The organism is Pseudomonas sp. PDM27 (assembly GCF_019219205.1).
GTDB classification, from domain to species: Bacteria; Pseudomonadota; Gammaproteobacteria; order Pseudomonadales; family Pseudomonadaceae; genus Aquipseudomonas; species Aquipseudomonas laurylsulfatiphila.
In genome coordinates this window covers 241,631-255,680 of the sequence record NZ_JAHUWF010000008.1, presented here as the reverse complement: position 1 = coordinate 255,680, position 14,050 = coordinate 241,631, and the positions used below count along the sequence as shown (strand labels likewise).

General features: G+C 61.2%; 9 protein-coding genes and 1 pseudogene. 5 read left to right on the top strand and 5 right to left on the bottom strand.

All coding sequences use genetic code 11. From position 1 onward, the window contains the following. Positions 1–72: 72 nt before the first annotated feature. Positions 73–2,343, bottom strand: coding sequence for a bifunctional 23S rRNA (guanine(2069)-N(7))-methyltransferase RlmK/23S rRNA (guanine(2445)-N(2))-methyltransferase RlmL (gene rlmKL, locus KW838_RS18310; protein WP_217837653.1), 2,271 nt, complete (start codon positions 2,341–2,343; stop codon positions 73–75). 530 nt (positions 2,344–2,873) lie between these two features. On the opposite strand from rlmKL, the gene rmf reads away from it, so the two are divergent. Then, positions 2,874–3,089, top strand: a complete 216-nt coding sequence (gene rmf / locus KW838_RS18305) for a ribosome modulation factor (RefSeq protein WP_003223300.1) — start codon at positions 2,874–2,876, stop codon at positions 3,087–3,089. A gap of 146 nt (positions 3,090–3,235) precedes the next feature. Here the strand turns inward: rmf and KW838_RS18300 are convergent, their stop codons facing one another. The 4 genes and pseudogenes from KW838_RS18300 to KW838_RS18280 all read right to left on the bottom strand — a co-directional run bounded on the left by KW838_RS18300 (position 3,236) and on the right by KW838_RS18280 (position 8,769). Continuing rightward, entirely contained in the window at positions 3,236–4,255 is a 1,020-nt protein-coding gene (locus tag KW838_RS18300; protein ID WP_095965179.1) for a quinone-dependent dihydroorotate dehydrogenase, read from the bottom strand. A gap of 1,427 nt (positions 4,256–5,682) precedes the next feature. Further along, a pseudogene (gene sctW, locus KW838_RS18290) lies at positions 5,683–6,330 on the bottom strand (type III secretion system gatekeeper subunit SctW); the annotation flags it as partial. Next, positions 6,327–7,982 (bottom strand): type III secretion system outer membrane ring subunit SctC, encoded by a 1,656-nt coding sequence (gene sctC, locus KW838_RS18285; protein WP_102698803.1) that lies wholly within the window; start codon positions 7,980–7,982, stop codon positions 6,327–6,329. The pseudogene sctW and the gene sctC, both read right to left, overlap by 4 nt. Before the next feature lie 4 nt (positions 7,983–7,986). Beyond that, the gene (locus KW838_RS18280; protein ID WP_102698804.1) at positions 7,987–8,769 is read right to left on the bottom strand and encodes a helix-turn-helix domain-containing protein; all 783 of its coding nucleotides are present in this window, start codon (positions 8,767–8,769) and stop codon (positions 7,987–7,989) included. A 173-nt stretch (positions 8,770–8,942) separates the two neighbouring features. Between KW838_RS18280 and KW838_RS18275 the strand changes: the two genes are divergently transcribed. The 4 genes from KW838_RS18275 (at position 8,943) to KW838_RS18260 (ending at position 13,970) form a co-directional block, all read left to right on the top strand. Beyond that, the gene (locus KW838_RS18275) at positions 8,943–10,154 is read left to right on the top strand and encodes a CmpA/NrtA family ABC transporter substrate-binding protein (RefSeq protein ID WP_102698805.1); all 1,212 of its coding nucleotides are present in this window, start codon (positions 8,943–8,945) and stop codon (positions 10,152–10,154) included. 15 nt (positions 10,155–10,169) lie between these two features. Continuing rightward, the gene (locus KW838_RS18270) at positions 10,170–10,745 is read left to right on the top strand and encodes an ANTAR domain-containing response regulator (RefSeq protein ID WP_015096057.1); all 576 of its coding nucleotides are present in this window, start codon (positions 10,170–10,172) and stop codon (positions 10,743–10,745) included. A 338-nt stretch (positions 10,746–11,083) separates the two neighbouring features. Then, positions 11,084–12,295: a NarK/NasA family nitrate transporter gene (locus tag KW838_RS18265; protein ID WP_095965153.1), complete on the top strand. Its 1,212-nt coding sequence runs from the start codon at positions 11,084–11,086 to the stop codon at positions 12,293–12,295. 7 nt (positions 12,296–12,302) lie between these two features. After that, entirely contained in the window at positions 12,303–13,970 is a 1,668-nt protein-coding gene (locus KW838_RS18260; RefSeq protein ID WP_102698807.1) for a bifunctional protein-serine/threonine kinase/phosphatase, read from the top strand. The last annotated feature ends 80 nt before the right edge of the window (positions 13,971–14,050 follow it).

Below are 14,050 nucleotides of genomic sequence, written 5' to 3'. Positions count from 1 at the left end.
CACCGCGTGCTTTCAGACAGCCCGCGTTATCGTTATCGACCATCGCGAGCAGGCTCGCTCCTACACAGCTATTTAGCGTGCCATGATTTTCCAGGCGCGATGGATCTTGGCGTTGCGGGCAAAATCCGGATCGAGAGTCTGGGCGGTGATGTCCTCGACCGCATAGCGCTCGCCGAGATTGGCCTCCAGTTCGAACTTGCGGAAGTTGTTGGAGAAGTACAACACGCCACCGGGTGCCAGGCGCGCCATGGCCAGGTCGATCAGTTGCACCTGATCGCGCTGCACGTCGAACACGCCTTCCATACGCTTGGAGTTGGAGAACGTCGGCGGGTCGATGAAGATCAGGTCGTATTCGTCACGACTGGCTTCGAGCCACGCCATCACATCGCCCTGCTCCAGGCGGTTCTTGTCGGAAAAACCGTTCAGCGACAGGTTGCGACGCGCCCAGTCCAGATAAGTCTTCGACAGATCGACACTGGTGGTGCTGCGCGCCCCGCCCTTGGCCGCATGCACACTGGCCGTTGCGGTGTAGCAGAACAGATTGAGGAAGCGTTTGCCGGCCGCCTCTTTCTGGATACGCATGCGCATCGGCCGATGGTCGAGGAACAGACCGGTGTCGAGGTAATCGGTGAGGTTCACCAGCAACTTCACACCGCCTTCATTGACCTCGACAAATTTGCCCTGCGCCGCCTGGCGCTCGTACTGCTTGGTGCCGCTCTGACGCTCGCGGCGCTTGACCACTACGCGGTTCTTGTCGATGTTCAACGCCTGCGGGATGGCGGCCAGGGCATCGAACATGCGGGCCGAGGCTTTTTCCGGATCGATGGATTTCGGCGCGGCGTACTCCTGAACATGGACCCAGTCGTGATACAGGTCGATGGCCATGGAATATTCCGGCATGTCGGCATCGTACACGCGGTAGCAGTCGATACCTTCACGCTTGACCCACTTGCCCAGGGCCTTGAGGTTCTTTTGCAGGCGGTTGGCGAACATCTGCCCGCCTTCGCTCAGGCGCGGCTGCTCGACCACCGGAGCCGGTGCCGGCGTCGGTTTGATCGGGTTGCCGTTTTTGTTGAACTTGCGTTCTTGCGGTTCATTCGGCGTCTGATCGTAGGCGGCTTGCTCACGCTCGACCTGGCGCTGTTCCGGCGTACGACGCTCGCCGGTGACGAACTGATCGGGCAGCACCTTGATCAGCAGCAGCTTGCACGGCAAGGCGCCGTTCCAGAACGAATACTGCTTGTGGCTGCGGATGCCCATGCGCTTGCCCAGGTCCGGTGCGCCGGTGAACACCGCCGCTTCCCAGTTCAGGCAGGCCTGACGCAGACGTTCGCCGAGGTTCTGGTAGAGGTAGAGCAGGCTCGCCTCGTCGCCCAGACGTTCGCCGTACGGAGGGTTGCAGATCACCAGGCCTTTCTGGTTCTGGTCCGGGCGCGGCTCGAACGTCGCGACTTCACCCTGGTAGATCTTGATCCACTCGCTCAGGCCGGCCCGCTCAACGTTGTTGCGACCCGGTTGAATCAGGCGCGGATCGGCTTCGTAGCCGCGAATCCACAGCGGTGTCTTGGCCAAACCGGCCGCGGCGCGCTCGGACGCTTCTTCGTGGAGTTTTTTCCACAACGCCGGGACGTGACCGAGCCAGGCAGTGAAGCCCCACTGCTCGCGACGCAGGTTCGGCGCGATGTCGGCGGCGATCATCGCCGCTTCCACCAGGAACGTACCGACACCGCACATCGGGTCGGCCAGCGCGCCGCCTTCGGCCGCGATACGTGGCCAGCCGGAACGGATCAGGATGGCGGCCGCGAGGTTTTCCTTCAGCGGTGCCGCACCCTGCTGCAGGCGATAACCGCGCTGGTGCAGGCTGTGGCCGGACAGGTCGAGGGACAGAATCGCTTCGCCACGGTCCAGGCGCAGGTGAATGCGCAGATCCGGATTGAGCTTGTCGATGGACGGACGGTCGCCTTGCGGGGTGCGCAGTTTGTCGACGATGGCGTCCTTGACCTTCAGTGCGCCGAAGTGGGTGTTGTCGATTCCCGAGCCATGGCCGCTGAATTCGACGGCCAGGGTGCCGTCGTTGAGCATGTGGTCTTGCCACTCGATGTCCAGCACGCCGTGGTACAGGTCTTCGGCGTCCTTCATCGGGAAACGCTTGAGCACCAGCAGCACGCGGTTGGCCAGGCGTGACCACAGGCACAGGCGATAAGCGGTTTCCATGGTGGCCATGCCGCGCACGGCAGAGGTGTGCTCCCGCGCTTCCTCAAGGCCAAGCCCGACGGCTTCCTCGATGAGCAGGCCTTCAAGGCCTTTTGGGCAAGTGAGGAAGAGTTCGAAACGATCGGACATGGGAATTCCAGAACCTTTAGCTGAGTGACCGGGCAACGCATTGCCGGTCCGGTTTTCAATCAGGCGCTTTTCTCGAAGAGCGCCCGCGTGGCACGAAGGTGTGCCGTTCCACCCCTGCTGCTCGGGTTAAATGAGCTTAGATGCAAGGACAGATAAAAAAGTTGATGCAATGAAATGTCATAAGTCGACCCTTCGTCGAATAGTGCCTCCCGGCAACGGGAGCCATTCTCACTAAAGGATTAAGCCCATCATCCAGCGCAGGGCTGATCATACCGGGGTTTGGCCAATAAATACGCTACAAACACTCTGTTACTTATGGCCTTAACACATGAATGGTTACGTCCTTATGACAAAACGATCATTCCCTCGATGTGACGCATTGGTTAGAACTCAACTCAGGTTGGCGCCGCAATGACGCCAACACCTTGGCTCGTCACGCCGGCAACGAGCCCCCAACGGCAGAGTTTTTCTGCCAGACCTCAATAGAGGTCGACGCGATAAATACAGTCAACAAGTGAGGGCAACACCCTATGAGAAGACTTAAGCGTGATCCGTTGGAAAGAGCATTTTTGCGCGGATATCAATATGGCGTTGGTGGCAAATCCCGTGAGCTTTGCCCATTTACTCTACCGTCGGTACGTCAAGCCTGGATCAACGGCTGGCGAGAAGGACGCGGCGACAACTGGGACGGTATGACCGGCACTGCGGGAATCCACAGACTCAACGAACTTCACGCCGTCGGCTAATTACAGGGCACAACACTCCGACACGACAATCTGATTTTGTACTGAATTAACCACGCACGTCCCATCCGGACGGCGGGCTGCGGCCCAGGGGCTCCTTTGAAGGAGCCCTTTTTTATGAACGCAATTTTCCCGTGTAGGAGCCGGGTTTATCTCAGGGCGGCGATGGCGTCTACGGACTCGCGAATCAGCGCCGGGCCCTTGTAGATGAAGCCCGAGTAGATCTGCACCAGGCTCGCGCCTGCGGTGATTTTCTCTGCGGCGTGCTTGCCTTCTGTAATGCCGCCGGCCGCGATGATCGGCAGGCGACCACCCAGCTCAGATGCCAGCACTTTCACGGTGTGGGTGCTCTTGTCGCGAACCGGTGCGCCGGACAGGCCACCGGCCTCGTCGCCATGCTCCATGCCTTCGACGCCGACGCGGCTCAGGGTGGTGTTGGTGGCGATGACCGCATCCATTCCGGTTTCGATCAGCGCTTGTGCAACCTGTGCGGTTTCTTCGTCGCTCATGTCCGGTGCGATCTTGATCGCCAGCGGTACATGCTTGCCATGACGCAAGGCCAGCTCCGCGCGGCGCTCGGCCAGATCGGCCAGCAACTGCTTGAGCGAGTCGCCGAATTGCAGGCTGCGCAGGCCCGGCGTATTCGGCGAACTGACGTTGACCGTCACATAGCTGGCGTGGGCATAGACCTTGTCCAGGCAGATCAGGTAGTCGTCCACCGCACGCTCGACCGGCGTATCGAAGTTCTTGCCGATGTTGATGCCCAGCACGCCCTTGTATTTGGCCGCTGCCACGCGGGCCAGCAGGTGATCGACGCCTAGGTTGTTGAAGCCCATGCGATTGATGATCGCCTCGGCTTCCGGCAAACGGAACAGGCGAGGCTTGGGGTTGCCCGGCTGCGGACGCGGGGTGATGGTACCGATTTCGACAAAACCGAAACCCAGTTGGGCGAAACCGTCGATGGCCGCGCCGTTCTTGTCCAGACCGGCGGCCAGGCCCACCGGGTTCGGGAACTCCAGGCCCATGACGTTCACCGGCATTTTCGCCGGGGCCTTGCACAGCAAACCGTTGAGCCCAAGACGCCCGCCCGCGCCGATCAGGTCCAGGGACAGATCGTGGGAAGTTTCCGGGGAAAGTTTGAACAACAGCTGACGGGCCAGGGTGTACATGGGCGGGTTTGACTCAAGGCTACGAAAAGTGGGGCGATTATAGCCATGTGGAGGGTGGCGGGCGAGAAACTCTGCGATTCAACGTCGCAGACCTGATCCACCACCCGGATCGCCGCTGTCGAGCCGGGTGGTGGCGTATCAGGTTACGCCTGCAACTGCGCTGCAGGTTGAGCCTCAGGCGCGCTCTGGGAGCAACTCCAGATGAATGGGTAGTAGATGAGCATCATCATCATCCCCAGGCAGATATTCAGGATTTGAGCTTGAGTGTTTTCTCCAAGATCAGTCAACGACAGTGCAGCGGCTGCGGTCCCCAAGACAAGAACAAGGCCCATAAACGCCGAAGTTCGCGACGCCCCGTTATTGAACATTGCATTCCCCAACTGTTGTGCCGTGGGCAGGCGTGCTTCGGTGCGTACTTCAAGGACACGTTGCTGGAGTGATTCGGGGTCAATCGATACCGCCCCCAACCCCACTGATGGCGATAACAACGGCCAGCTTCGACAAAGGATAAAGACGAAATCGTCAATCACCGCGCCAAAAGCATTCACGGCTCCCGCAATGGCATCGGCCCCCAGGCTCCAACCAAGGTCCGCCGCTGCGCGCCCCGGGCCACTGGGAGGCATCAGTGGGGCCAATTGCTCCAATAGATACTGCACCGTAGCGAAGGCTACCGTGGCGGCTCCCGTCGCTCTGTCATTCACCGCTCCGGCGTTGTCATTCAAAGGAAAGAAGGCATTGCACAGGTCCCGGGCAAATGTATAAACAGTCGTATTGACCGCCGTCGAAAGCATTGAGCTGGATGCACCGGTCAGGTGCGCCGCGATCAGCGCCCCCATCGTGATGCTCGCCATGCACACTCGCCCCAGTCGAGTCTGAAGATTGGCGGTGCCTGCGCACTCATCGCGGATGGCGCCTATCAGGCTCGTCGCGGGTCCAATCATCGTTATGGCGGCCACCGCCCATGCTTGAGATGCCTCGGGTGAGTCGCCTTCCCGGATAGCTTTCTCCACGTAAAAACCGACCAGCTGACGCAACACTGTGGTCAGCGCGACGACCAGGCCTGTGCGCGCTGTGACATTAAGCAGGTTCAGCCCGGGCCCTCGGGCGCTCTCAAGCAACTCCAGACCGGCTTCAAGCACCGTGCGCATTCGACTTTCGCGAGTTTGTTCGATGTCCACTGCATTTAACGCGCGGATCCGTGTTTCAAAATCCGCAGCGACAGTCCCCCCGGGTGACACTCCCTGATCAATGAAGACCTTCGTTCGTTCCACCACAGTCTGATCTGTCTCGCCTAACTCGCTATTGATCACCTCCATCGCAATCGACACCGAACGGTCAAGGATTTCCACACCCGCACCGATTTGCCTGGGTGATCCCAAACTGGCGGGGCTAAAATCCAACGAAACAACCAGGTCTGAATGATCACCTACCGCCATGCGTTGTGACGGACCATACAGTGCGATCCAGTCCTGATAACAACTGATCGGGCCCTCGTCGGACTCCAGAAAATCCCGGTAGGTCTCGCGCAACACCCCTGCGCGCACCGCCATGCTCGCCCCGAACATCCTGGCCTTGAGGGCGGCGTTGATCCCGGCATTCATCCGCTTGGGGGAGCCTTGGGCAACCACCGTCTGTAAAAGCGTTTCAAGTCGCTGACGGGTGGTCTTTTCCAGTTTCTTGCGACGTAGCAGTTCTCGCAGCACCAACGCCAGATCACTGTCATCGGGGAACAGTTGTCGCACCCTTTGCAGCAACCAGGCGACCGGCTTGTCCGCCAGCCGCACGAGGCTGAGCACCTGCTGCACCTTGGGCAGAGTGTCGTTTTCAAGGACTCGTTCGAAGTTGTCCATCAAGGTCTCGGACTTGAGTTCGAAATGTCGCCGCCCGCGAAACTGAGCCAGTGCCGCCGACATTTCATCGCTGATCTGCACAAAGCGCTGCGCAACGGCAACCGTCGAGCTGTCGTCGAGATCAACCTGCGCATCCGCCTGGGGCTGTGGATGTTCGGCGGCCTTTTCGGCATTGAGCCGTGCCTGGGCCGCTCGCCCACCTGTGGAAACCGGCGGCAGGATCATTTTTCTGCCGCCCGGAAATAGGAGCGGCGCACCCGCTCATGCTGCTGCGGGGTCAGCAGCCGGGTGGCCGGATCAGTCGTGGCGGGCTCAAGTGTGTCGAGAATCTCCTTGGGCTGAATCAGGAACACCCGCACCGTGTTGGCCGAGCGGTTCTGGCGATAGCTGAACAGGCGCCCGATCCACGGAATCGAACCCAGTACCGGAATCCGCCCGACTTGCTCGCTGTGATCATCGCGGGTGAAACCGCCCACCAACAGACTCTTGCCCTGGGGCACACGCGCCACCGTGCTGATCCGTGTGCGCCCGACCGTCGGCAAACTGCCGGGTTGTTTGTTCTGGTCAGGGTTTTCTACTTCGTTGCCGTCTTCGATATTGAGTGACATTTCAATTTCGTCCGCCTGGGCGAAACGGGGCAGGACACTGACGAGCGTGCCATAGGTCACGTGCTGCAAATCGACACTGCGCTCCCCCACCAGCGGGGCATAAAAGGTGCGGTTGTTGTCGAAGATCGCCGGCACGTTCTCTTGTGTCAGGATCACCGGACGCGAGACCACATTCGCCCGGTTGGTGCGCTCCAGGGCCATGACCTGGGCGACGAACGAAGCGCCATCGAGGGTGGTCGCCGAGCCGGCGTTCAGCGATACGCTGAATGTCCCACTGGACTTCAATGCGCCCTGCCAGTTGATGCCCAGCTGATTGAGTTCATCCTTGTGCAAATCGATGATCCACAACGACAACTCCACGTGTCGCTTCGGCGTGTCCAGCGCACTCACCAGGTTCTCGATAAAGCGCACTTGCTCCGGCAGCCCCTTGACCAGCAGGCTGTTGGTGTCGGGATAGGCCACCACCCGTATATTTCCGGCAGCCACCTCTCGCGCAATGATTCGCGGCGCGGTCGGGTCTTGCTCCGAGGGGGCGCTCGCCAGGCCTTCCAGGGGAAACGCCGGCATCAATCCCTGCGGACGCTGCGCGGGGGCTTGTGCCACCGACGGCTCGACCTCGCGCTTTTCGCCACGCAACAACTCCTCGATCACGGTTGCCAGCCCGGGAATGGTCACCTTGTCATCACGCAGCTCATACTTGCGGTCGCTGACAAAGGTATTGCGCACCTGGATCACGCCGATCTGCTGCTTGCCCAGCAACAGTTCCGAGCGCTGGTTATCCATCAGTCCGGCGGCTTGCACCACCAGATCGACATACATCGGCGGGCCCGACACATGAAAAGTGCGCAAACCGTCGTGGCGCAATGGATAACGTGCATCGTGCAACCCGGAACGCTCAAGGAACGCCTGAAGTCGGGTGACTGTCAGGGTCTGCAGCGACATCATCGAGCTTTTGACTTCCGACGCGTCATACAGATACATCGCCTGGCCATCGCTATACCAGATAAGCCCCATCTGCGCGCTGACCCGTTCGAAGGTCCGCTGCGGCGAACGCAGATCGAAGGCACCGGAAATCCGTTTGGCGGCGGCAGTCTTGCTGACGATGACAGGTTTGCCCAAGGGTCCGGACAACTCGCTGAAGAATGTGCGCACGCTCTGTTCGCGAGCCACATAGCCGTCGGCATTGGCGCGCGCGGCAAGCGGCACCAGCGACAACAGGGCGCCTAACCAGAACGGCAAAACAAATAACGAAAGCAATCGGCGGTTCATTGGCTCACTTGCCTGGGAGGTAGGTTATGTCGGCCAGGCTACTGGGCGTGAAGCCAACAAGATCACGGATTTCCTTGGAGAAATGCGAAGAAGAGGCAAAACCCAACTCCAGCGCGATATCCGTCAGGGAGCCTTCCTGCAGGCTCATGTTCAACAGCGCCCTGGCCGCACGCCAGCCGCGCAATGCAGGCTTGGTCGCCGTGCCTAGCGCCTGCCGGCACAGTCGACGGAAGTGCGACACGGAAACGCCATAACGCTGGGCCAGGATGGTCAACTTTTCGCTGCGAGTGCCCTGCTCCAGCAGGAAGCGCACGAGTCCGTAACTCTCGGTATGACGCAGCACGCCGGCGAAGGTCTGGTAGGCCATACCCCCGACCATGGCCTGTTCGATGTACCAGCGCTCAAGTACCTGCCCGGACCACACGGTGGGGTACGCCACCGGCAACGCCGCCCAGGATGTCGGGCTGGGTCGTTGATCAAGCAGCGTGTTTCCCAGATCGATGAACACTTGCAATTTCACCAGCGCCGCCTCTGCAACCGGCCGGGTCTGTGCGCCACCGCTCAGCTCGAATGTATCGCTCGTTGCAATCAGCCCTTCCCAACCGACCGGCAGACAGACCCGCGGGCGCTGCGCCGAAGCCAGATACACAGGGGATTCGCTGACCCGCACATGCAGCACCCGTTCGCTGCAACGAGCATCAGGCAGACCGGTGGCGTGTAGTAATTGGATTTGCACGCCAACCTCCTTTGCGGCCTGACGATTAACGGCCGGCAGGATGAAAGACATGACGCGATCAATCCTGATGTAAAGCTGATGAACCGGTGATGGCATATGCCTTGCACCCTTCCGGGTACCAGCACCCCTGCCAGCGTCGGAATGGGTGCAAAGACAATGGCGTCGTCCCCGGCCTGCCCATGCACGGACCCGGGACGACGTTTTTTTTGCAAGGTGAACGTGCGATGAACGAACCGTCAGCCGGCCCTCTGGCCTGGGTCAATGGCAGCGATGCCCCGGAAAAAACCGAAATCAATCTCGGCTTCATGGCCCTGAGCGACTGCGCCTCAGTGGTGGTCGCCGCCACCCAGGGCTTCGCCCAACCCTATGGCTTGACCCTGAACCTCAAGCGCCAAACGTCCTGGGCCAACCTGCGGGACAAGCTGGTCAGCGGCGAACTCGATGCCGCCCACAGCCTCTACGGTCTGATTTACGCCGTCCACCTGGGCATCGGTGGCGTGGCCGCGACCGACATGGCGGTATTGATGGGCCTGAATCAAAACGGCCAGAGCATCAATCTGTCCCGCGGCTTGCAGGCGCTGGGGGTGACCAGTCCTGAGGCATTGGATCGGCACGTGCACCAAACTCGCGCAAAACTCACCTTCGCCCAGACGTTTCCTACCGGCACCCACGCCATGTGGTTGTATTACTGGCTGGCCAGCCAGGGCATTCACCCGCTGCTGGATGTCGACAGCGTCGTAGTGCCGCCGCCGCAAATGGTCGCCCACCTGCGGGCCGGGCGTATCGACGGGTTCTGTGTCGGCGAACCCTGGTCCGCCAGCGCCGTGCAACAGGACCTCGGTTTCACCCTGGCCACGACCCAGGCCCTCTGGCCCGATCACCCGGAAAAGGTCCTCGGTTGCACCCGTGCGTTCGTCGAGCAATACCCCAATACCGCGCGGGTGTTGGTGATGGCGGTACTGGAAGCCAGCCGCTTCATCGAACAAAGCCGTGAAAATCGTCGCAGCACCGCGCAATTGCTCAGTGCAGCGCAATACCTCGATGCACCGCTCGAATGCATCGAGCCGCGCCTGCTGGGCGACTATGTCGATGGCCTGGGCAATCGCTGGCAAGACCCGCACGCCCTGCGCTTCCATGGTGAAGGCGAGGTCAATCTGCCGTACCTGTCCGACGGCATGTGGTTCATGACCCAGTTTCGTCGCTGGGGCTTGTTGCGCGATGACCCCGATTACCTCGCCGTGGCCCGTCAAGTCCATCAACTAGACTTGTATCGTGAAGCGGCCGGCGCTGTAGGCGTCGCGGCACCGGGCAAGGAGATGCGTAGCAGTCAATTGATCGACGGCAAGATCTGGGACGGTTCGGACCCGGCCGGGTATGCCCGCAGTTTCAAACTGCACGCCATGAGCGACAGCTCCCACCGATCCGCCAGCCGCTGACAGGAGACGACGAACATGCTGCGTATCCTGCTGATCAACGACACCGCGAAAAAAGTCGGACGCCTGAAGGCCGCCCTCACCGAGGCGGGGTTCGAAGTGATTGATGAGTCCGGCCTGACCATCGACTTGCCCGAACGCGTCGAAACGGTGCGTCCGGACGTGATTCTGATCGATACCGAGTCACCAGGCCGCGATGTCATGGAACAAGTGGTGCTGGTCACTCGCGACCAGCCACGACCGATTGTGATGTTCACCGACGAACATGACCCCGATGTGATGCGTCAGGCGATCAAGTCCGGGGTCAGTGCCTACATCGTCGAAGGCATTCACGCACAACGCCTTCAGCCGATTCTCGATGTGGCCATGGCACGCTTTGAAAGCGATCAGGCCTTGCGTGCCCAGTTGCAGGCCCGCGACCAGCAACTGGCCGAGCGCAAGCGCATCGAGCTGGCCAAAGGGCTGCTGATGAAAATGAAGGACTGTAACGAAGAAGAGGCCTACACACTGATGCGCCGCCAGGCGATGAGCCGCCAGCAGAAGCTGATTCAAGTGGCGGAGCAGATTATTGCCATGAGTGAGTTGCTTGGCTGAAGTGCTGTGGCGCCTTTGAGGACGCCATCGCGAGCAAGCTCGCTCCCACAGGGGAATGGCGTCGAACACAAATCACCTGTGGGAGCGAGCTTGCTCGCGATGGCAGCGACTCGATTTCGAGTGTTGGCACAGATCTGGCTAAGTAATCACCACAGGTAACCAACGGCGGTTGCCCCACCTACGACAAAGACGTCGCTCACCTCATTTGCCCTTGGCGGATCGGGTGGCGGCGTTTTTTCGTTTTGGCCCCACAGCACGGGGCCGGTGGAGCGGCCGTAGCGGCGCCCCACCTGCAAGCTCATGACTCCTTTCGAGACTCTTCACAGCTGAGGTGCGCAATGAATTCAAGCTTCTGGAAATCCGGCCACACCCCCACATTGTTCGCAGCCTTCCTCTATTTCGACCTGAGCTTCATGGTCTGGTACCTGCTCGGACCTCTGGCGGTGCAGATCGCCGCCGACCTGCACCTGACGACACAACAACGCGGGCTGGTGGTCGCCACGCCGATTCTGGCCGGGGCGGTCTTGCGTTTTGTCATGGGGATGCTGGCTGATCGCCTGTCGCCCAAAACCGCCGGCCTGATCGGCCAGGTCATCGTGATCTGCGCGCTGTTCGGCGCCTGGAAGCTCGGCATCCACAGCTACGAGCAAGCGCTGCTGCTGGGTCTGTTCCTCGGCATGGCCGGTGCGTCCTTTGCCGTTGCCCTGCCCCTGGCCTCGCAGTGGTATCCGCCGCAGCATCAAGGCAAGGCCATGGGCATCGCCGGCGCCGGCAACTCGGGTACGGTATTCGCCGCCTTGATCGCCCCGGTACTGGCGGCGGCGTTTGGCTGGAGCAACGTATTCGGCTTCGCCCTGATTCCGCTGATCCTGACCCTGATCGTCTTTGCCTGGCTGGCGAAAAACGCCCCCGAGCGACCAAAAGCCAAATCCATGGCCGACTACTTCAAGGCCCTGGGCGATCGTGACAGCTGGTGGTTCATGTTTTTCTACAGCGTGACGTTCGGCGGCTTCATCGGCCTGGCCAGCGCCCTGCCCGGCTATTTCAACGACCAGTACGGCCTGAGCCCGGTAACGGCCGGTTACTACACGGCGGCCTGCGTGTTCGGCGGCAGTCTGATGCGCCCCTTGGGCGGCGCGCTGGCTGACCGGTTCGGTGGCATTCGGACCTTGTTGGCGATGTACACCGTCGCGGCGATCTGTATTACCGCGGTCGGTTTCAACCTGCCGAACTCTTACGCCGCACTCGCACTTTTCGTCTGCACCATGCTCGGCCTGGGCGCCGGCAATGGCGCGGTATTCCAGTTGGTGCCGCAGCGGTTTCGTCGGGAGATCGGTGTGATGACCGGCCTGATCGGCATGGCTGGCGGCATCGGTGGTTTTGCCCTCGCGGCCGGCATGGGCGCGATCAAGCAAAGCACCGGCAGCTATCAACTGGCCCTGTGGTTGTTCGCCAGCCTCGGCATTCTGGCCTGGTTCGGCCTGCACGGCGTGAAACGACGCTGGAGAACCACCTGGGGTTCGGCGGCCGTGACGGCTGCGCGGGTCTGACGCCTCGATGAGCCTGCAACTGAGTTTCGCCGAAGCCAGCGCCATCGGTCCGCGCGAAGAGAACCAGGATGCCCTGCGCCTGGTCACGCCGGCCCCGGCGCTGGCGGCGAGCAAAGGCTATCTGTTCGCTATCGCCGACGGCGTCAGCCAGTGCGCCGATGGCGGCCTGGCGGCCCGTTCGACGCTGCAGGCCCTGGCGCTGGATTACTACGCCACGCCGGAAACCTGGAGCGTGGCGCAGGCACTCGATCGCCTGTTGCTGGCGCAAAACCGTTGGTTGCAGGCCAATGGCGGCGGACAACCGCTGCTGACCACCCTCAGTGCGCTGGTCCTGCGTGGCCGGCGCTTTACCCTGGCCCATGTCGGCGATTGCCGGGTGTATCGCTGGCACGCCGACCGATTGCAGCGAATCAGCGAGGATCACGTCTGGGACCAGCCGGGCATGCAGCATGTGCTGAAACGGGCGCTGGGGCTCGATCAACACCTGGTGCTGGATTTTCTCGACGGTGAATTGCGCCTCGATGAAAGCTTCGTCCTGCTCAGCGACGGCATCTGGGCCGTCCTCGGCGATACCGCCATTGCGGCGATCCTGCGTGATCAACCGGACTTGCACAGCGCTGCACAGACCCTGGTCAATGCCGCACACCTGGCTGGCAGCCAGGACAACGCCAGCGCCTTGCTGGTGCGGGTCGACGCCCTCGGTGAGGCGAACATTGGCGACGCGTTGATTCACTTGCAGCAATGGCCACTGCCGCCGGCCCTGAAACCCGGTCAGGCGTTCGAGGGCTGGCAGGTCGAAGGGATCGTCGCGCAGAGCCAACAATCGCTGCTTTATCGCGTGCGCGACTCTCAGCAACAACCCTGGCTGCTGAAAACCCTGCCTGGGCGCCTGCACGACGATCACCAGGCCGGGCAAGCCTTGCTGTCGGAAGAGTGGTTTCTCAAACGCGTGGCCGGTCGGCATTTTCCTGAAGTGCATGCCGCCAGTCAGCGTCAGCATTTGTACTACGTGATGCGCGAATATTCGGGCGCTACCCTGGCGCAACGGCATGAGCAAAGCGGACCGTTGCCGCTGCCCCAGTGGCAAGACATCGCCGAACGCTTGCTACGAGCGGTCGGCCTGTTGCATCGACGACAGATTCTGCATCGCGATATCAAACCGGAAAACCTGTTGCTGGGGGACGACGGCGAACTGCGCCTGCTGGATTTCGGCCTCGCCTACTGCCCCGGTCTCTCGCAAGATCTGCCCTGGGCTCTGCCGGGTACACCCAGCTACATCGCGCCGGAAGCCTTTCGTGGCGACGTGCCGACGCCACAGCAGGACCTGTATGCCGTTGGTGTGACCTTGTATTTCCTGCTCACCGGGCACTATCCCTATGGCGAAATCGAAGCGTTCCAGCGTCCGAGGTTTGGTCTCCCGGTCAACGCCAGCCGCTACCGGCCCGACCTGCCGGAATGGATCGCCCATCACCTGGAACGCGCCGTGGCGGCGGCCCCCGAACAGCGTTTCGAAACGGCGGAAGAATGGTTGCTGCTGATCGAGCAAGGCGAACGCCGCAGTTTGAGCGTGCGCCCCAAACCTTTGCTGGAGCGCGAGCCGCTGAAAGTCTGGCGGACATTGGCGCTGGTATCGCTGCTGCTCAACCTGGTGCTGCTGGTGGTGGCGCTCCATTAGCGGGCAACGCGCCTTGAATCGGTGCATTCCCTCGCGACCCTGCCCTTGCGAACGGGAAGAACGCCAACAAACACAGGGCC

Bases quoted from the DNA above. Each gene is read 5' to 3' on its own strand.
- rlmKL (WP_217837653.1), bottom strand. From the start codon at position 2,343: ATGTCCGATCGTTTCGAACTCTTCCTCACTTGCCCAAAAGGCCTTGAA.
- rmf (WP_003223300.1), top strand. From the start codon at position 2,874: ATGAGAAGACTTAAGCGTGATCCGTTGGAAAGAGCATTTTTGCGCGGA.
- KW838_RS18300 (WP_095965179.1), bottom strand. From the start codon at position 4,255: ATGTACACCCTGGCCCGTCAGCTGTTGTTCAAACTTTCCCCGGAAACT.
- sctC (WP_102698803.1), bottom strand. From the start codon at position 7,982: ATGAACCGCCGATTGCTTTCGTTATTTGTTTTGCCGTTCTGGTTAGGC.
- KW838_RS18280 (WP_102698804.1), bottom strand. From the start codon at position 8,769: ATGTCTTTCATCCTGCCGGCCGTTAATCGTCAGGCCGCAAAGGAGGTT.
- KW838_RS18275 (WP_102698805.1), top strand. From the start codon at position 8,943: ATGAACGAACCGTCAGCCGGCCCTCTGGCCTGGGTCAATGGCAGCGAT.
- KW838_RS18270 (WP_015096057.1), top strand. From the start codon at position 10,170: ATGCTGCGTATCCTGCTGATCAACGACACCGCGAAAAAAGTCGGACGC.
- KW838_RS18265 (WP_095965153.1), top strand. From the start codon at position 11,084: ATGAATTCAAGCTTCTGGAAATCCGGCCACACCCCCACATTGTTCGCA.
- KW838_RS18260 (WP_102698807.1), top strand. From the start codon at position 12,303: ATGAGCCTGCAACTGAGTTTCGCCGAAGCCAGCGCCATCGGTCCGCGC.